Origin of the sequence: Idiomarina abyssalis (assembly GCF_900116625.1) — a bacterium.
GTDB classification, from domain to species: Bacteria; Pseudomonadota; Gammaproteobacteria; order Enterobacterales; family Alteromonadaceae; genus Idiomarina; species Idiomarina abyssalis.
Window position 1 is genome coordinate 36,804 of sequence record NZ_FPBE01000007.1, and the last position, 18,195, is coordinate 54,998.

An 18,195-nucleotide genomic window follows, 5' to 3' on the forward strand; every position below is an offset into this window, starting at 1 on the left:
TCTTAATTCATTGATGTTTTTTTGCGCATGGTGTTCGGCTTTGGATCGAATGGCGATGCGGCCCATAACTGAGGTAACCCCATGAAACAAGGTATTCATCCTAAGTACGAGACTTTAAAAGTCAGCTGTTCTTGCGGTCACACGTTCGAAACGCGTTCAACCCGCTCAGAAGATCTTCACCTGGACGTATGTTCAGAGTGCCACCCGTTCTACACTGGTAAGCAGCGTGTAATGGACACTGGTGGTCGTGTTGACAAATTTAAGAAGCGTTTTGGTGCTCTGGGCAAGAAATAAGCCTAAGAAAACTTATAGAAAACGCTGCTTAACAGCAGATTTTAAGAAAAAGGCGCTAAACAGTGCCTTTTTTTGTGCCTGTTTCGCTAAGCGGCCTATTGTTAAAGAAAAGTTAACTGGTGTACTTTTAAACACATTGGAAATTTCATTCACCTCATGACCCTCAAAGGCGGAGGTAAGATTTGTTTATTAGCACAAAAGCGATAGACTGATCGGCATTCTGATCACCAGACTCAGGTATCACCGCATGACAGACTTTCGCCAACAGGCACTGGATTACCATCAATACCCGACCCCGGGTAAAATTTCCGTTGAACTCACCACCCCTGCTGAAACCAGTAAAGATTTAGCGCTGGCCTACAGCCCGGGCGTAGCAGAGCCGGTTCGGGAAATCGCACAAGACCCGGACAACGCGTACAAGTACACGGCTAAAGGCAACATGGTTGCTGTTATTACTAACGGAACGGCTATTCTCGGTCTGGGTAATTTGGGGCCACTAGCGTCAAAACCGGTAATGGAAGGTAAAGCACTTTTGTTCAAACGCTTCGCCGGGCTGGATTCCATTGATATTGAAGTCAGTCACCGTACCACACAGGACTTTATCAATACGGTTGCCAACATTGCTGACACCTTTGGCGGTATTAACTTAGAAGACATTAAAGCACCTGAGTGTTTTGAAATTGAGCAGGCCTTAATAGAACGCTGCAATGTACCGGTATTCCATGACGACCAACACGGTACTGCCATTGTTACCGCAGCCGGTATGCTTAACGCGCTGGAAATTCAGGGCAAAAAACTGGCCGAGTCACGCGTTGTTTGTCTCGGTGCCGGCGCAGCAGCAATTGCCTGTATGGAGCTTCTGATTAAATGCGGTGCACAGCGCGAACACATTTACATGCTCGATTCTAAAGGCGTTATTCACACCCGCCGTGACGACTTAAACGAATACAAGCAACTGTTCGCTAACAATACCGATAAGCGCACGCTAAAAGATGTTATTGAGGGTGCTGATATCTTTGTTGGCGTTTCAGGCCCAGACCTGCTCAGCCCGGAAGAGCTGAAGCTAATGGCACCTAACCCGGTTATTTTTGCCTGCTCAAACCCTGATCCGGAAATTAAACCGGAAGTTGCTATGGCAGCACGGGACGACTTAATTATGGGAACTGGCCGTTCGGACTATCCGAACCAGGTGAACAATGTACTCTGTTTCCCTTTTATGTTCCGCGGAGCATTAGATGTGCGGGCAACAGCCATTAACGATGAAATGAAGGTGGCAGCGGTAGAGGCCATTCGCCAGTTGGCGAAAGAGCCCGTGCCCGACTCCGTGCTAAAAGCAGCCGATGTCAAAGAATTAAACTTCGGCCGCAACTACATTATTCCTAAGCCTATCGATCCACGCTTGTGCCAGCGTGTGGCTCGCGCGGTTGCTGAAGCCGCCGTGAAATCCGGCGCGGCGAAAATCGATTTACCAGAAAATTATATGCAGGATTAATCGTCCAATTCGTCATCCGTCGGGATGGGCAAGCCTCTGGCTTCCAGCTCTTCCCGCACGGCTTTGGGTATTTTATTCGAGTTCGATTTTTGCAAGTCTTCATCTTCGGGCAGCGGCTGACCGGTAAAAGCGTGTAAAAACGCCTCACACAGCAGTTCGCTGTTGGTAGCATGACGCAAATTATTGATTTGGCGACGGGTCCGCTCATCAGTCAGTACTTTTAATACCCGAGTAGGAATTGAGACCGTAACTTTCTTAACCTGCTGACTCTTACGACCGTGTTCAGCATACGGGTAAATGTATTCGCCGTTCCATTTCATATTCATTGCTCTGATGTCAGACAAAACCCTGTAAGTTGTAATGAATTGTACCCGACTGAGCGACCCCGTCAAATTTTATCCGTCTAGATGGCTAAAAGTTGCTGACATTTGTCTGACAATATTTTAGCCTTAGTAGCAGTAACCCAATCCATGCGAGTAGTTAAGGAAGGCGGAATGACAACAACACAGCTCACAGAGGAGCAAAAGCAGGCCGTTGCCGACAGTGTTCAGGTACACAAGTTTGGCGGAAGCAGTCTTGCCGACGCCTTTTGCTATCGACGTGTGGCCCGCATTGTAACGGAATACGCCGGCGCGAGCGATCTTGTCGTGGTTTCCGCCGCTGGTGATACGACCAATCGTATTCTGGCTATTATAAACGCCAAACCGCAGCCGGGCGATACCGCCAGTATTCTGCTCGATCAGCTGGAGAATTTTCAGCAAGGACTTATCACTGAGTTATTAAGTGGCGATTTACAACAGCAATTGCTGCAACAGTCACAACAGGACTTCACTCGCTGGCGTCGTTGGTTAGCCGGTGACGAAGACATTGCTCATAACGCCGAGCTGCTGTCCTACGGTGAACTTTGGTCGGCACGCTTATTATCTGCGCTGCTGCAAAAACAGGGCACCCGGGCCGACCACATTGATGCCCGCGACTTCTTACTGGCAGCGGATGCTCCAGAGCCTGTGATTCAGGTTGAGCACTCCCGTGAAAAGCTACTACTGCGGGTAGCTCCTCATTCCGGCACCCGCTTTATTGTTACCGGCTTTATTGCACGTGGCTTAAACGGCGAAAGCTTGACTCTGGGTCGCAACGGCAGTGACTACTCAGCTACGCTGGTGGGTAGCTTGCTCGATGCTCGCCAGGTCACTATATGGAAGGACGTTGCCGGTGTTTACTCGGCGGATCCTCGTAAAGTTGAACGTGTCGTCAGTTTGCCCACACTGGACTGGACCGAAGCCGAGGAACTGGCAAGACTTGGCAGCCCGGTTCTGCACCCAAGAACCTTTCAGCCGGTCGACCGTCAACGCATGGTCATATCGGTACGTTCCAGCTTAAAAGTAGAAAACCAGCAAACCCGCATTGGTCAGTTCCAGAATACGCAGCCCCGCGGCAAAGTCTTCACGTCTTTGTCCGAAGTGGTTCTGTTTAAAGTTGAGTTGCAGGACAAGGCTTTAGTAAAGCGCCTGGATGAACTGGAGTTAGAACCGCTGGTCAGTTGGACTGAGCCGGAAAATCATCAGCAATATCTGGTCTTTCACCAAAACCACTTAGACTATCTGACCGGCTGGCTGGACAGTCTGGGCGCGGGTGATGCCATCACTCAAATTCGCGGTTACTCCATGGTCGCTATTGTCGGTAACCGCATTCAGGAAACCGATCAGTTTTCGACCTTTAAGCTCCAGCTTTCAGAACAAAAAGTACGCCGCTTTGCCTTAACTCAGAACGGCGACTCCGCTGTGGCTATTTTAGAGCAGAAGCTTGATAACCGTTTACTGAACCGTTTACACAGTCAATTATTTAACTACCGCCGCAGTCTGGGTGTGCTGGTTATTGGCCGTGGCAATATTGGTACAGCCTGGTTGGAGCTGTTCAGACAACAGCGGGACCGCATTAACCAGGTGATGGACGTTCGCGTTATTGGCATAGCTAATTCCCGCCGTTTATGGCTGGATTACAACGGCGTTGAACTGACCCAGTGGGCAGATGACTTCGACCGCCTGGCGCGCCCTTACGTATTGACCGAACTGTTGCGCGAGCTGCCCAATGCGCCATACGACGAGCTGGTTGTGATTGATTTAACCGATGCCAAACAAGTGGCACAGTTATATCCGAGTCTGTTCGCAAACGGCCTGCATATCATCAGTGCCAACAAGCGCGCGGGCTCGGCTGACGAAGCGCTGTACCGCGAAATTCGTACCATCCAGCACGAATACGACCGTGAGTGGCTCTATAACACCACCGTTGGCGCCGGACTGCCTTTGAATTACGCCATTAATGACTTACGCAATTCCGGCGACGAAATCCGCAGTATCTCCGGTATTTTCTCCGGAACTATGTCCTGGTTGTTTGAGAATTTCACCAAAGGTGTGGCTTTCAGCTCGCTGGTACAAGAAGCCAAAGAAAGGGGTTACAGCGAACCCGACCCACGAGAAGATCTGTCCTGCCAGGATCTTGTCCGTAAACTGCTGATTCTTGCACGCGAAATTGGCTTGAATCTGGACTGGCAGGACATTCAGGTACAAAGCCTGGTGCCGGAGAACTTACGCGACATTCCGCTTAAGGACTTTATGCAACGCATATCTGAGCTTGATGAGCCCATGGCAGCTATGCTTAACGAAGCTGCCAAAGACGGTAAAGTACCGCGACTACTGGCCAGCTTCACCGTCAGTGATGAGCAGCGGGTTACCGCTCAGGTTGGTATTGAGTACATTCCGGAAGGGGATATGCTGGCAAACCTAATACCCGGCGAAAACATCTTTGTTATCTACACCGACTGGTATTCTGAAATGCCGCTCGTAATAAGTGGTCCCGGTGCAGGTAAACACGTTACCGCAGGTGGGGTTCAGTCCGATTTGAATCAGTTACTGGGTAAACTGGCAGTGGGAGCTTAACGCTCCCACTCATTTTTTCCTAATGCCTGACTAAAATAAATCGTCGTCATTGTCTTCAAAAATATCGCTGTCTGAGTTGCCATTATTACGGCTGTACTCTGTCGGCTCAGTTCCCCGAATGAAGTATTCAAAGCGTGTGGTGTAATCGCTCTTATGCGACAACTTACCACTTTCTAAGTCGATTCGAACATTCACCACGCCCGGTGGAATACCAAACTCACGTGACGGGAACAGGGGTAACGCCTTTTCCATAAACAGGATCCAGCCCGGCAATGCTGTTTTAGCTCCAGCCTCACCGCCGGTTATTGCCTGCTGACTGGAGTCCACTTCAGGATGCTTTGACGTACGCCCCAGCTTTCTGGAAACATCATCAAAACCTACCCAGACCGTGGTGGATAGACTAGAAGTAAAGCCCGAGAACCAAGTGTCTCGCACATCGTTTGTCGTACCGGTTTTACCGGCAATGTTACGACCTACCGCTTCGGTAATGGGTTTAGAACGTTGAATACGCCAGGAGGTACCATTCCAGCCGGTGCCATTAGGCCAGCTTCCACCACCCCAGACAGCAGAGTTCATTGCCTGTTCAACCAAAAATGCATTTTGCTCACTGATGACCTGCGGTGCCGGTTTATCGCAGTCGAAACAGGCGCGCGCCGGGTCGGTTTCGTCTAAAACGTTTCCGTCTGCATCTTCAATGCGTTCAATGAAATAAGGTTCGACCAAAAAGCCACCATTTGCGAAAACAGCAAATGCTCTGGCTACCTGCATCGGTGTCATTGACAGCGAACCCAACGAGAGCGATTCATTTTCAGGAATTTCAGAACGATCCAGCCCAAATTTCGCTAAATGGTCTGCCACTTGCTTTACGCCCACTTCGCGAATTAGCCGCACTGAAACCACGTTTTTCGACTTAGCCAGCGCTTTACGCAGGCGAATAGGCCCTTCGTAAACTTCAGGCGAGTTTTTGGGCCGCCAGGCAATACCGGAACCCGGATTCCACTGGTTAATCGGAGCATCATTAACCAGAGTCGCCAGCGTCAATCCTTCTTCAAAGGCTGCTGAATATATTAACGGTTTAATATTAGAACCAACCTGACGTTCCGCTTGTAGTGCGCGGTTGTACTGGCTCAGCTGGAAACTGTAACCACCAACCACAGCAGCTACAGCGCCGTCATCGGGCCTTAGCGACACAATGGCGGAACTTGGTTCAGGAATTTGAGCCAGACGCCATTCACTGCCGTCATTCACCCGACGCAACCAAATAACGTGCCCGGGCTGCATGATTTCTCCGGCTGTCTCCGGAGGCGGCCCCTGACGTTCTTCGTTCAGGTATTCGCGGGCCCAGTGCATGGCTTCCCAGGGTAAAGTGATTTTCCCCTCGTCTTTAACCATCACTTCCGCAGACTGCTCACCAACGGCTATCACCACAGCCGGTGTAACCGCACCAATAACGCGTAATTGTTCAAGGTATTGCCGAATAGCCGGTTCTTCCACCGGCTCCTCTTCTTTTTCTGCTGACCACAACAAGCTAACCGGACCGCGGTAACCATGGCGTTCGTCGTAACTGTGCAGGTTATCCCAGACGGCCTGACGCGCAGCCAGCTGCACATCGCTTCTTATCGTTGTGTAAACCTTGTAGCCTTCATTGTAAGCTTTGTCGTCTCCGTAGCGGTCTACCATTTCCTGGCGCACCATCTCGGCCAGATAAGGCGCATTGACCGTTACCTCCGCGCCATGACGACGAGCGGTGACCGGGGCATTAGCGGCTTCTTCAAACTCCGCCTGGCTGATTTTATTTTCATCCAGCATACGCAACAAAACCACACGTCGGCGCGCTTTCGAAGCAATCGGGTTTGAAATTGGGTTTAGATTCGACGGCGCTTTAGGCAAGCCTGCGATGGTTGCCATCTGCGCCAGAGTCAGGTCTTTTAGTGGCTTACCGTAATAAACCTGTGCTGCAGCCCCGACGCCATGAGCGCGATGCCCGAAGGTAATTTTATTGAGGTAAAGTTCCAGAATCTCATCTTTGCTTAAGAGCTGTTCAATGTGAACGGCAATAAAGGCTTCTTTTATCTTGCGCATCCACGCGCGTTCAAAGGTCAAAAAGAAGTTACGTGCCAGCTGCATGGTAATGGTACTGGCACCTTCCTGAATCTCACCGGTGGTCACCAACACACTAAAGGCACGCAAAACACCAATAGGGTCAACACCAAAATGCTGATAAAAACGACTGTCTTCGGTTGCCAGAAAAGCATCAATAAGCGGTTGCGGTACGTCTTGCAGCTCCACAGGTATACGCCGCTTTTCACCAAACTGTGAGATCAGTTCCCCGTCTGCTGTGAACACCTGCATTGGTGTCTGCAAACGCACATCGCGCAAAGCTTCCACGCTGGGTAATTCGGGCTTTACATACAAGTAAAGGCTGCCAACCGCTACCCCGCCAATAATAGTACACACCAGCAAGGTGTAAATTAGCCGCTTAAACCACTTCAATTATCTGCTCCATAACCGCATTTTCACTACGCCAGTCTGCTTAAACTACAAAAACCGACATAAATTAGCTCTAAATTCTTACTGACTATTATGGCGGATTTTTGTTCACAACACTACGCTTGCATCTGGCTTTTCTACAATAAGGATATTGTCTAATGTCATTACTTCGCCAGCAACCACTTGCTGTGCAAATGAATCGTGAAAGTTGTCTGGTTTTACAACTATCACGGCAGGGCCGGCACTTTGTCGTCGACCACTTTTCACAGCAACACAAAAACAGCCTCAGCGATAAAGGACTCAATAAAGATGGCATTGTCTCAGCGCTTGATTACACCGCAACTCACTATCAGAAAATTGCGCTGGACAACCATAGTCAGGTTGAAGAGCAGTTACTGGAAAAATTACCGCCACAATTAAAGACCAGTACCGGTATCAGTTACGACTATTTTACCCGAAATAACGAAGCTGAAGCGGTCATTGGTCAACGCTCAGCTCTGGAAGAATTACTGGCAATATTGGCACCACTACAAATGCCGGTACACGTGGTTGAACCGGCCTATCAGTCTGTTGTACGTGCAACCAACGCAGTACTTCCTTACCTTTGGCCCGACAACGCAGTATTTGAAAGCACAATGCAATGGGTCATTGTCGAGCTGAGACAGCCTCAGTCTATTCTTCTGTATTGCAAAGGCGGTGTTTTTCAGCGCTTAGAATACGTCGATACTTTCAATTTACTGCCTTATCTTTTGTCGGCTCAAATGTCCGGCAAATTCAGTTGGGTTATGAGCTTTGGCGATAAAGCGGTTCAGTCGTCGCTGGATAGGCAGCTTGAAGGGCAAACGCAACTCACGCACCTAGTGCTATCAACAACCCCCTTTTTCAAAAACAATCCAGCACCCATTGTTGCGGCATTAGATAATGAGCTGGTGTTATTAGGCTTAGCCTTGCGGGGGTTTAATCAATGGCATCGTTAAACCTTCTGCAATGGCGACAGCAAAGCTTATGGCAACGCCACCACACATTGCATAAAGTCGGTATTGCGCTGTTAATAACTGTTACCTTTTTCTCTTCACAGTGGGTTATTTCATACAGTGACTATCTGGCTCAGTTGCAGCAAAAAGTTAGCGCCCAGAATCAAACACTGGCTGAGCGCAAAGTTCACCAACAACGCTGGCAAGCCTACAAGCAACAGCAAGAGACCCAGCGTACTTTTACCCGGCTTAAACGCGCACATAAGCTGAGGCTTAACGCATTTTCGGCAATACTCGACAACACACCAAAAAGCTTTCACAACCGCCGGCTTACTTTTAACCATGAGCAGTTCAAGCTGGAAGCTGGCTATCGCCGTATTCAGGAAGTTAACGACCACTATTTATGGCTCAACAAACAACTTGCTCATGCCGGGCTAAGACAGCAGTTGTTGCCGCAAAAACGCGTTTCATTCCATTACTTAAATAGCCCGCGTGAGGCCAGCCGTGGCTAAATCATTACACAAAGCGCTTATAGCCTGGGGTATCGCTCTGCTTATCTTTACCCTGCTTGCTGTGCTCATTAGCTATTACTTCACCGGGTATCAGGCCGCGCAGCTTAGCAACACCTTGCGGAATCAGTATCAGCAGCTACAGGCACCTCTTCCTCCAGATCCGGCAGAGGACAGTATCGGCGTACCCGAACCCTCCTTCGTGGATGTTTCGTCATTACTAACCCAGGCGGCAAAGCAACAAAAGGTCGACTTGCATTACCAACAGGATCCAGAGCGTTCTGAGCAATGGTTGGTTGGAGTTAATGGCAGCTATCAGCGCGCTGTCCGTTTTGTTGCCTCTGTAATGCTGGCACAACAAGGCGCGACTCAGGCTTTTCCTTTTACTCAAACATTAAAGTGGCAAGACACAGACTTAACCAGCGGTAAACTCAGTTGGCAGTTTCTGTGGTTAAACGCCAATGATGCCGCTTCGGCAAGCATTGACGCCAACACGCTGTTTAAAACAAACTTTCCGCCGATTACCGTCGAACCTCCTAAATGCTTAGAGCGGCCTGCAATAAAGAGCAACATTCAAATCGGTGACTGGTCTTTAGTGAAGTTGCTGGCCACACAAACCTCACCACAAAGAAAAGCTCTGCTACAACTGCCGGACCGCGTAATAACCCTTGCTAACAACAGCTGGATAGAAAGCCCACTCATGCAATTGCGTGAAATTAACCCCGGGTACGCACTGTTCGAACGCTGGCAGCAATATGCAGGCTGTTGGTCGACAGAGACCGTCAAACTTCGTTTAACTAAGGACAAGAAACCGTAATGAAGCCAATTAAATTCTCTTTTTGTGTGCTCAGTCTGCTGCTGGTGCTTTGCTCTACATCTGGCTACGCAATGGAAAATTCCTGGAAAAGCCTGCTGAGCGAAGAGCAAAGACAACAACCTGTCTCGCTCAATACCGATAAAATGCCGCTAAGCCAACTCATACAATTACTGGCCGATCAGCATCAGTTAAATATATTGATTACCGACCAGGTCAGTGGTGAATCCAGTTTGAAACTCAACAAGGTTGCCTGGCAGGATGCCTTCGACACGCTGCTAACCAGTCATGGCTTAACGGTTCACACACAAGGTTCCATGCTCCGCATTGATGTCGCCGATGATGCTGTCGCAGACAATAGCCAGCACCGCTCTATTTTGCTTAGCGTAAACTTTGCTAAAGCCAGTGACTTAGCGTCGTTATTAAAAAATGAACAGCAAAGCTTTTTGTCACCCAACGGAGCGGTCAGTGTTGATGAGCGCACTAATACCCTCATTGTTCGGGACACACCGGAGCAGCTGGCCACCATTCGTCAGTTAGTCATTGATTTAGATGTCCCGGTGAAACAAGTTCTCATTGAAGCCCGTATGGTGACGGTAAAGGCCAACGTCAGTAAAGAACTGGGCATTCGTTGGGGCGCGTCGGAGTACGGACTGGCAATACCAGAGGACGCAGGGCGTTTTGTAAAAGGTATGCAAGTGGACTTACCGGCAACAAACCCCGCCGGAACCTTTTCCGCAAACCTAGCCAGGCTGAGCGATGACATTCTGCTGGACCTTGAATTAACGGCGCTGGAGCAGGAAAACAAAGCCGAAATTATTACCAGTCCGAAAATTTTTACGTCAAATCAGCAACCGGCCTACATAGAGCAAGGTACCGAAATACCTTATGTAGAAACAGCTGCGCACGGGGCTACTGCGGTGCAATTTAAAAAAGCAGTTATGGGTTTAAGTGTGACTCCGCAAATAACACCAAATAACCATGTACTAATGGAGCTCACCATTACCCAGAACACCCGCGGCGACACCGTTGCCACACCAACCGGACCAGCCGTTGCCATCGACACGCAGGAAATGTCGACGCGGGTACTGGCGAAAAATGGCGAAACTATCGTCTTAGGGGGAATCTTTCAGGAACATAGCTTGAATGATGACAGTCGTGTCCCCATCTTAGGTTCGCTGCCGTTACTCGGGAATTTGTTCTCTCATCAGCAGCAGCGCAATGAAAAGCGGGAGTTAATGATTTTCGTCACACCAACGATATTGCCCCAAACTTAGTCCAAAAGCCGATTACTATTGCTAAAGTGGGCTCAAGTTGCGATAATCGCGCTTCTTTTCGTTGGGTTGGGGGACGTCTCCAGACACTCCGGATTCGTGAGTTACAGCTAATTTTAACCAATGATGTAAGCAGGAATATGGCTGAGAAACGTAATATTTTTCTTGTTGGGCCCATGGGGGCTGGCAAAAGTACGATTGGCCGTCAAATCGCCAGACAATTACATTTAGAGTTCTACGACTCAGATTCTGAAATCGAGCGCCGCACAGGGGCTGATATCAGTTGGGTTTTTGAGCTTGAAGGTGAAGAAGGCTTTCGTGCACGCGAAGAAAAAGTAATCGAAGAGCTTACCGAAAACATGGGTATTGTCTTAGCGACAGGTGGCGGCTCGGTCATGAGCAAAGAAAGCCGTAACCGTCTGTCGGCTCGGGGTGTTGTTGTGTACTTGAAAACACCCATTGAGAAACAACTGGCGCGCACCCAGCGCGACAAACGCCGGCCTTTAATTGCAGAAGCTGACGACCCGCGTAAAGTGCTGGAGCAACTGGCGCAAGAACGCGACCCTTTATACGAAGAAATTGCAGACATCACGGTACAAACCGATGATCAAAGCGCAAAATTCGTCGTCAATGACATTATCGATCAACTCGAGTCGATTAACGGCCTCGGGTAAATAAAGGGAGCTGCGTTCATGGCTGAGGTTAACGTCTCTTTAGGTGAACGCAGCTACACCATCTACATTGGTAACGCCCTGTTATCAAACTACGTAGAAAACCTCCCGCATAAACTCAATCAACAGCTACTGGTCATCACTAACCCAACCATCAGCCAGCACTATTTAAAGCCATTATTAAGTGCGCTTGCCGGCCATCAGGTCGAAGTATTTGAAATGCGCGACGGCGAACAGTTTAAAAGCCTGGAAAGCTACAGCGAAGCCATGGATCTTCTTATTAACGCTGGCTTTAACCGCGACTGCGGCATTATTGCTTTAGGCGGAGGTGTGGTTGGTGACCTAGCGGGCTTTGTGGCGTCAACATTTCAACGGGGTGTCGACTTTTACCAAATTCCGACCACCCTATTGTCGCAGGTTGATTCTTCCGTGGGCGGAAAAACAGCGGTTAACCATCCGCAGGGGAAAAACCTGATTGGCGCTTTCTATCAGCCCAAATCGGTGGTTATCGACATAGACTGCTTGCAAACACTGACTGAACGGGACTACCGCAGCGGCCTGGCCGAAGTGGTTAAATACGGTGTTATCTACGATCCCGAGTTTTTCCACTGGCTGGAACAGCATACGACAGAGTTAAGTCAGCAAGACCCGGCAGCACTGACTTATGCTATTCAACGCAGCTGCGAAATTAAAGCGGAAGTTGTCGCCCAGGACGAGCGCGAAAAAGGCCTACGGGCATTACTCAATTTAGGCCACACTTTTGGACACGCCATTGAAGCCGCCACCGAATACGGCGCATGGACACACGGCGAAGCCGTAGCTGCTGGCATTATAATTGCATCTAAGCTGTCAGAAGTGACACAGCGGCTCGATTCGTCAGATTTTCGACGCATTAAAGATTTACTGCTGGCACTTGGCTTGCCAACGAAGGGCCCGCAAATGCCCTGGCAGGACTGGTTAGACTACATGCAGCGCGACAAAAAAGTAAAAGACGGTCAGCTGCACTTTGTTCTTCCAGTTGCTATTGGTAAAGCTGAAGTCGTCAGTACTGTAGAACACAATACCGTTGCTGCTGTGATCACTGAATGTTGCTAACGCCAACGCGTTATCTCTATTCGGCTGACAGACAGGAACAGACAGATGCAAGCACTTGCAACCACACAACACATTGTTGCCGCGCCGGTAAAAACCAAACCAAGCCAGCAACAGGTTATTGACCAGCTCCACCAAAATTGCCAGCAAAGCGTTTCGCTTATTATGCTGCACGGCAAAGAGGGCAGCGGTAAAACCACCATTGCAGAAGTGTTTCTGGAGCAGGCATCAGAATACGCGGAAGTCGCTTTTATCAGCGCCAATGAACGCTCCACCAACGACCGACTTCGCGCACAGATACTCAACCAGTTGTTCGGCACCATCAGCATTAACGACGAGTCACTAAGTCGTCAGATGCAACGCCAGCGTCCGCTTAACCACGCCATTATTGTTATCGATAACGGTGAGCTATTGTCAGAAAGCTTTTTAGCCGAGTGCATTTCCACCGTTACTCAGCTTAGCGCCATTGGTCAGCGCACCAGCATTATCATTACCGGCGACAGCCGCTGGGCACAGCAACAACGCCCGGCGCCGCACTTGCGTGTACAAGGGCCCACCATGATTGAGGTTCAGCCACTTAATCATGACGAACAGATTCGCTTTGTGCAGGCCTTACTGCCGGAGAAGCAGCGTAGCTTCTGGAACCTGGAACGCATTCAACAATTTTTAAACTCCATTCATGGGTTTCCCGGTGAAATTCAGCAGCGTTTGCAGTTAACCTTAACGACTCAGGCAGCACGCTACCGCGATACCAATGCCGAAGAAAATGCTGACAACAACGCCAGCGAACAGAGCAAAGCGAACCATAAAGCAGAACAGGGCAGCCGTCGCAAAATGCGTCTGTGGCCTATTCTTTTAATTGCAGCCATTATGAGTCTGGCCTTTGCTGGTTTTCTGAATAAAGAGCAGCTGACCGCCTACTGGCAACAAGTGAATCCGGAATCAGCGGCATCGGCAGAAGCCACGACCGAAGAAGGCGATGCAAACAGTGCCACGACAGCCGAAGATAAAACAGCAACAGAAGCTACCGAACAGACGACCAGTTTGCCCAGCTTTGAACCGCTCAATGAACGTTCTTTAGAACTGGTTCCTGCGGAACTGGCCGCCTCTTACCGCAATGCGTTAGGTACATTAAACACCGTAGCCGCCTCTGAAATTACAGAAGGCGAAATTTCGCTGGGCTTCATTAAGCAACAGCCGAAGCAACAAGAGCCGCAGGAAGCAGAGCCTGCAGGGCAGTCTAACGAGCAGTCGGCAGCCGAGGCAGGCATTGATACCGTTGTAGCCAAACCAGAGCCAGAAGTTAAAGCAGAACAACCTGAGCTACAACCACAACAGTCTCAGCCTCAAGCGCGGCCGTTCCAGACCCAGTGGGCACTGGATCAGAATTCAGGCAATTACACGCTGCAAATCAGCATTATTAGTGACCCGCAGCTACTGCGCAGTTTCCGTAATGACTACGGTATTGCCGCTAATACTCAGGTGTATCAGCGCGCTGATCAACGTTATGTGGTTATTTTTGGCAGCTATCCCAGCATTGAGCAAGCACGTGCAGCCGCCACTCAGCTGCCGACCGATGTGCAGCAAATGGAGCCCTGGGCTAAGTCGTTTGCCAGTGTGCAAAACGACATTACTAGCCAGTAGCCGGACGAATAGCGCAGTCAGCAATTTTCATCCCCCGGCCTTTGGGTTACAATCCCTTGAGGATCCACCAACGGCCGGCGCATGAAGAAGAATCGGGCATTTTTAAAATGGGCAGGCGGTAAGTACTCACTTATCGAGCCGATAACAGCACGCTTGCCGCAAGGTAAAAAGCTCATCGAACCTTTTGTGGGTGCCGGTTCAGTTTTTCTGAATACCGACTACGACAGCTACCTGCTTAACGACATTAATCAGGACCTCATTACCCTGTATCAGTTTGTGAAGCGCCGTCCGAAGACTTTTATTCAGGACGCCCGCAAGCTCTTCGTTAACCGTAACAACCAGGCCGACGCTTACTACGCACTGCGTGCCGCCTTTAATGCCAGCAGCGACCCTTACTTTCGTTCATTGCTTTTTTTATATATGAACCGCCACGGCTACAACGGCCTGTGTCGCTATAACAGCAAAGGCATTTTTAATGTGCCCTTTGGTGATTACCGCAAACCTTACTTCCCGGAAAAAGAGCTCGAGCATTTTGCCGAGAAAGCGCGCAAGGCCAAGTTTATTTGCCGCCCGTTTGAACAAGTGTTTCGACGTGCCCGACAAGGCGACGTGATTTATTGCGACCCGCCCTACGCACCGCTGGACCAGACCTCTAACTTTACCAGCTACGCCACTGGCGGCTTTGGCCTGACTGACCAGGACGAGCTAGCCCGTCGGGCAGTACAGGTTGCGAAAAAGCGCCACATTCCGGTACTGATAAGCAACCACGACACCGACCTCACCCGGGCTTTATACAAACACGCCGACATCAGCAGTTTGTCGGTCTCGCGCAGCATCAGTCAAAAAGGCGACGGTCGAAAGCCCGTAGCCGAGCTGCTCGCCTTATACGATAGCGAAGTCAATAGAAGCAACGTGGTTTCTCTTAGCAACTCATTGAAGAAAGTAGGCACATGAACTGGCACTTAAAAGCATTTAACGATCTTTCGCTGCACGATCTCTACGACTTGCTGAAACTTAGACAAGAAGTTTTCGTGGTGGAGCAAACTTGTCCCTACCTTGACGCCGACGGCGCAGACGAGCAGGCTTTACATTTGTACGCCCGCAACGACACCGGCGAAATGGTCGCCTACGCCCGGCTTTACCTGGCCACCGCCGATACCGGCTATTCTCGTATTGGCCGGGTAATAACCCATGAAAAAGTGCGCCGCCAGAAGCTAGGCAGAGAAGTCATGCAACGCAGTATCGACTATCTTGAAGAATATGCCCCCAAAGCCCCAATTCGGGTAGGCGCACAGGTTTATCTGCTGAAGTTCTACCAAAGCTTCGGCTTTGAAGCCATTAGCGACGAGTATCTGGAAGACGACATTCCGCACATTGATATGCAACGTAAGGCCGCACAGTGACAGCCGCGGTCCGGGTTCCCGTTCTTGCAGGCAGCGATGCTGAAACCGTTGAGGCAAAGGCGATCGCGAAGCGTTGGGGCCTCCCGTCTGAAGCCACCGATAATGACGTTTTTCAACTTTGGTTGAACGACGGTATATTGGCTCTGCATTGGCTGCAAAGCCCACAAAAAATGTCACCTTTAGTGGTCGACTTTCATCAGGGCAAAGCGGCCTACCGTGCTCAGAACACACAGTTAAAAAACGAAGCTATTGCTAAAGCAGTTGGTGTCACCGGGCAGTTTAAACCATCGGTTGTTGACGGCACGGCCGGCCTTGGGCGAGACGCCTTTGTACTAGCCGGACTGGGCTGCGACGTGCAGCTTATAGAACGTCACCCGGTTGTCGCTGCGCTGCTCGATAACGGCCTGCACAGAGCCCAGCAGGAAGCCGACTTCATTGGCGAAACCTGCCAGCGCATGCATTTAATCGGAACCGACAACTTATATACGGGTAAAGGCTTCACCCACGAGCCCGACGTGGTTTATTTAGACCCCATGTACCCAAAAACCGGCAAGCAAAAGGCACAAGTGAAAAAAGACATGCAAATGTTCCAGCAGTTAGTCGGCAGCGACGAAGACGCCGATTCATTGCTAGAGCCTGCGCTTAATAACGCTAAATTCCGAGTCGTGGTTAAGCGCCCCAACAGCGCACCTTTTCTGGCCGGGCGTGAACCAAACAGTCGAATTAAGAGTAAAAAGCATCGCTTTGATGTTTACATAAAACGAGGTTTTCATGAGTCAGCAAATTAAAGAAGGCGATAAAATTCCATCAGGTTCACTGACCAGCAAAGGTGATCTTGGCATTCAGAACTATGACCCGGCAGAAATATTCGCCAAAGGCACACACGTATTGTTCTCAGTGCCTGGCGCGTTTACTCCGACCTGTTCGGAGAAACACCTGCCCGGCTACGTAGAGCACGCCGAAGCGTTAAAAGAAGCGGGTGTTCTGAGTATTAATTGTGTCGCTGTAAACGATGCCTTTGTTATGAAGGCCTGGGGCGACGCATTAGGGATCGGAGAAAAGGTTCGGTTATTGTCCGACGGCAACGGCGCATACAACCAGACAATGGGCCTCAGCATGGACACCGGCAACTTCGGTGGCATCCGTTCTAAGCGCTACGCCATGATCATTACCGACGGCCAGGTAAAAGGTGTGTTTGTAGAAGAGGACAAGTCCTTTGAAGTGAGCAAAGCCGAATACATACTGGAGCAACTGCAAAAATAATGTCGAACTGGGATGTGATTATTATTGGTGCCGGTGCGGCGGGGTTGCATTGCGCCGCCCATGCTGCACAGCGCGGTAAGTCGGTGCTGGTATTGGATCACGCCAAGCAGGCAGGTAAGAAAATTCTGATTTCCGGCGGCGGCCGCTGCAACTTCACCAATATGTACGCTGGCCCGGAAAACTTTCTGTCTTCCAACCCGCATTTTTGCAAGTCGGCACTCAGCCGCTATACCCAATGGGACTTTATTGGCCTGGTGGCTGAGTACGGCATTGCCTACCACGAAAAAACCTTAGGCCAGTTGTTTTGCGACGACTCCGCCAAAGACATTGTGCGCATGTTAATGAGCGAATGCGACCGACACGGCGCCAAAGTTCAGTTACGCACCGAGATTGCGTCGGTAGACTACAACGGCAACTACCGCATTGAAACCAGCCGCGGCGACTATAGCTGCGACAAACTGGTTATTGCCTGCGGCGGGCTATCTATGCCCAAGTTGGGTGCCACCCCGCTGGGGTATCAAATTGCTGAGCAATTTGGGCATTCTATTGTGCCGGTACGCGCTGGTTTAGTGCCTTTTACCCTGCAAGAAGACGAAAAAGCCCGTTTTGCCGAGCTTTCAGGCGTAGCTGTGCCCGTCAGTGCAGAAGCCCATGGCGGATACTTCCGTGAAGCCATGCTGTTTACCCACCGCGGTGTCAGCGGCCCTGCCATTTTGCAGGTTTCCTCCTACTGGCAGCCCGGCGAAGCCGTGACCATTAACCTGCTACCCGATTTAGACGCTTTTGAATGGCTGAAAACGCAACAACAGCAACAACCCAAAACCCAGCTTAATACCGTATTGCAGCAACACTTCCCCAAACGGGTGGTCGCCGCACTAGCCGAGCACCACCAATGGCCACTCAGCAACAAACTGGCCGATACCTCTAACGCGCAGCTCCAGACCATAGCCGACAACCTTAACCGCTGGCAGCTAAAACCCAACGGCACCGAAGGCTACCGCACCGCCGAAGTCACCTTGGGTGGCGTAAACGTCGACGAAGTCAGCTCCAAAACCATGGAAAGCCAGAAACAACCGGGCCTGTACTTCATTGGCGAAGTGCTGGACGTAACCGGCTGGTTGGGGGGCTTTAACTTTCAGTGGGCATGGAGTAGTGGTTATGCTTGTGGGTCAGAGTTGTAGTCTTAGTCATTCTAATCAATCTATTCAAATAACCAAAACTCCAAAAACGGCTAAAGTGGATTTCCCCATAAGAGTCACTTCCCTCAACCCTTTACACTCAATTTCGAATGAGCGAGTGATCTAAAACCCTCTCTTACGCTATAGTACAAGGAGTCTTA

Annotated in this window: 17 protein-coding genes; 15 read left to right on the top strand and 2 right to left on the bottom strand. The window is 50.1% G+C overall.

The window, feature by feature from the left end:
* The first annotated feature begins 81 nt into the window (after nt 1-81).
* Nucleotides 82-294 carry a 50S ribosomal protein L31 gene (rpmE, locus tag BM359_RS11475; RefSeq protein WP_054490333.1) on the top strand — a complete coding sequence of 71 codons (213 nt, stop codon included), beginning with the start codon at nt 82-84 and terminating at the stop codon, nt 292-294.
* A gap of 247 nt (nt 295-541) precedes the next feature.
* On the top strand, nt 542-1,786 hold the full coding sequence (locus tag BM359_RS11480; RefSeq protein WP_054490335.1) for a malic enzyme-like NAD(P)-binding protein: 1,245 nt from the start codon (nt 542-544) through the stop codon (nt 1,784-1,786).
* Here BM359_RS11480 and metJ read toward each other — a convergent pair.
* Complete coding sequence (metJ, locus tag BM359_RS11485) at nt 1,783-2,106, bottom strand: met regulon transcriptional regulator MetJ (protein ID WP_082332159.1); 324 nt, start codon at nt 2,104-2,106, stop codon at nt 1,783-1,785. The genes BM359_RS11480 and metJ overlap by 4 nt on opposite strands.
* Nucleotides 2,107-2,280: 174 nt before the next feature.
* Between metJ and BM359_RS11490 the strand changes: the two genes are divergently transcribed.
* On the top strand, nt 2,281-4,722 hold the full coding sequence (locus BM359_RS11490) for a bifunctional aspartate kinase/homoserine dehydrogenase II (protein ID WP_054490338.1): 2,442 nt from the start codon (nt 2,281-2,283) through the stop codon (nt 4,720-4,722).
* Between the two features lie 30 nt (nt 4,723-4,752).
* On the opposite strand, the gene BM359_RS11495 is transcribed toward BM359_RS11490, so the two are convergent.
* On the bottom strand, nt 4,753-7,215 hold the full coding sequence (locus BM359_RS11495) for a penicillin-binding protein 1A (RefSeq protein ID WP_054490340.1): 2,463 nt from the start codon (nt 7,213-7,215) through the stop codon (nt 4,753-4,755).
* A 155-nt stretch (nt 7,216-7,370) separates the two neighbouring features.
* Here BM359_RS11495 and BM359_RS11500 point away from each other — a divergent pair, with 155 nt between their 5' ends.
* From BM359_RS11500 to BM359_RS11555, 12 genes are all read left to right on the top strand, one after another.
* Nucleotides 7,371-8,189: a hypothetical protein gene (locus tag BM359_RS11500; protein ID WP_054490342.1), complete on the top strand. Its 819-nt coding sequence runs from the start codon at nt 7,371-7,373 to the stop codon at nt 8,187-8,189.
* Entirely contained in the window at nt 8,177-8,698 is a 522-nt protein-coding gene (locus tag BM359_RS11505; RefSeq protein ID WP_054490344.1) for a hypothetical protein, read from the top strand. The genes BM359_RS11500 and BM359_RS11505 overlap by 13 nt, the downstream gene beginning before the upstream one ends.
* A complete protein-coding gene (locus BM359_RS11510) occupies nt 8,691-9,512 on the top strand; it encodes a hypothetical protein (protein ID WP_054490346.1) in 822 nt (273 codons plus the stop codon). The genes BM359_RS11505 and BM359_RS11510 overlap by 8 nt, the downstream gene beginning before the upstream one ends.
* Entirely contained in the window at nt 9,512-10,786 is a 1,275-nt protein-coding gene (locus BM359_RS11515) for a type IV pilus secretin PilQ (protein ID WP_054490348.1), read from the top strand. The genes BM359_RS11510 and BM359_RS11515 overlap by 1 nt, the downstream gene beginning before the upstream one ends.
* 137 nt (nt 10,787-10,923) lie before the next feature.
* Nucleotides 10,924-11,457, top strand: coding sequence for a shikimate kinase AroK (aroK, locus tag BM359_RS11520; RefSeq protein WP_054490350.1), 534 nt, complete (start codon nt 10,924-10,926; stop codon nt 11,455-11,457).
* Nucleotides 11,458-11,475: 18 nt separating this feature from the next.
* On the top strand, nt 11,476-12,549 hold the full coding sequence (aroB, locus tag BM359_RS11525; protein WP_054490352.1) for a 3-dehydroquinate synthase: 1,074 nt from the start codon (nt 11,476-11,478) through the stop codon (nt 12,547-12,549).
* A 45-nt stretch (nt 12,550-12,594) separates the two neighbouring features.
* Complete coding sequence (locus BM359_RS11530) at nt 12,595-14,190, top strand: AAA family ATPase (protein WP_054490354.1); 1,596 nt, start codon at nt 12,595-12,597, stop codon at nt 14,188-14,190.
* Between the two features lie 81 nt (nt 14,191-14,271).
* On the top strand, nt 14,272-15,144 hold the full coding sequence (locus tag BM359_RS11535; protein WP_054490356.1) for a Dam family site-specific DNA-(adenine-N6)-methyltransferase: 873 nt from the start codon (nt 14,272-14,274) through the stop codon (nt 15,142-15,144).
* A complete protein-coding gene (locus BM359_RS11540) occupies nt 15,141-15,593 on the top strand; it encodes a GNAT family N-acetyltransferase (RefSeq protein ID WP_054490358.1) in 453 nt (150 codons plus the stop codon). The genes BM359_RS11535 and BM359_RS11540 overlap by 4 nt, the downstream gene beginning before the upstream one ends.
* The gene (locus BM359_RS11545; RefSeq protein WP_054490360.1) at nt 15,590-16,381 is read left to right on the top strand and encodes a class I SAM-dependent methyltransferase; all 792 of its coding nucleotides are present in this window, start codon (nt 15,590-15,592) and stop codon (nt 16,379-16,381) included. Before BM359_RS11540 ends, BM359_RS11545 begins: the two co-directional genes overlap by 4 nt.
* Nucleotides 16,365-16,856, top strand: coding sequence for a peroxiredoxin (locus BM359_RS11550; protein WP_054490362.1), 492 nt, complete (start codon nt 16,365-16,367; stop codon nt 16,854-16,856). The genes BM359_RS11545 and BM359_RS11550 overlap by 17 nt, the downstream gene beginning before the upstream one ends.
* Complete coding sequence (locus BM359_RS11555; protein ID WP_054490364.1) at nt 16,856-18,037, top strand: BaiN/RdsA family NAD(P)/FAD-dependent oxidoreductase; 1,182 nt, start codon at nt 16,856-16,858, stop codon at nt 18,035-18,037. The genes BM359_RS11550 and BM359_RS11555 overlap by 1 nt, the downstream gene beginning before the upstream one ends.
* Nucleotides 18,038-18,195: the final 158 nt, after the last annotated feature.

Coding starts and splice junctions, on each gene's coding strand:
- rpmE (WP_054490333.1), top strand. CDS start 82: ATGAAACAAGGTATTCATCCTAAGTACGAGACTTTAAAAGTCAGCTGT.
- BM359_RS11480 (WP_054490335.1), top strand. CDS start 542: ATGACAGACTTTCGCCAACAGGCACTGGATTACCATCAATACCCGACC.
- metJ (WP_082332159.1), bottom strand. CDS start 2,106: ATGAAATGGAACGGCGAATACATTTACCCGTATGCTGAACACGGTCGT.
- BM359_RS11490 (WP_054490338.1), top strand. CDS start 2,281: ATGACAACAACACAGCTCACAGAGGAGCAAAAGCAGGCCGTTGCCGAC.
- BM359_RS11500 (WP_054490342.1), top strand. CDS start 7,371: ATGTCATTACTTCGCCAGCAACCACTTGCTGTGCAAATGAATCGTGAA.
- BM359_RS11505 (WP_054490344.1), top strand. CDS start 8,177: ATGGCATCGTTAAACCTTCTGCAATGGCGACAGCAAAGCTTATGGCAA.
- BM359_RS11515 (WP_054490348.1), top strand. CDS start 9,512: ATGAAGCCAATTAAATTCTCTTTTTGTGTGCTCAGTCTGCTGCTGGTG.
- aroK (WP_054490350.1), top strand. CDS start 10,924: ATGGCTGAGAAACGTAATATTTTTCTTGTTGGGCCCATGGGGGCTGGC.
- aroB (WP_054490352.1), top strand. CDS start 11,476: ATGGCTGAGGTTAACGTCTCTTTAGGTGAACGCAGCTACACCATCTAC.
- BM359_RS11530 (WP_054490354.1), top strand. CDS start 12,595: ATGCAAGCACTTGCAACCACACAACACATTGTTGCCGCGCCGGTAAAA.
- BM359_RS11535 (WP_054490356.1), top strand. CDS start 14,272: ATGAAGAAGAATCGGGCATTTTTAAAATGGGCAGGCGGTAAGTACTCA.
- BM359_RS11540 (WP_054490358.1), top strand. CDS start 15,141: ATGAACTGGCACTTAAAAGCATTTAACGATCTTTCGCTGCACGATCTC.
- BM359_RS11550 (WP_054490362.1), top strand. CDS start 16,365: ATGAGTCAGCAAATTAAAGAAGGCGATAAAATTCCATCAGGTTCACTG.
- BM359_RS11555 (WP_054490364.1), top strand. CDS start 16,856: ATGTCGAACTGGGATGTGATTATTATTGGTGCCGGTGCGGCGGGGTTG.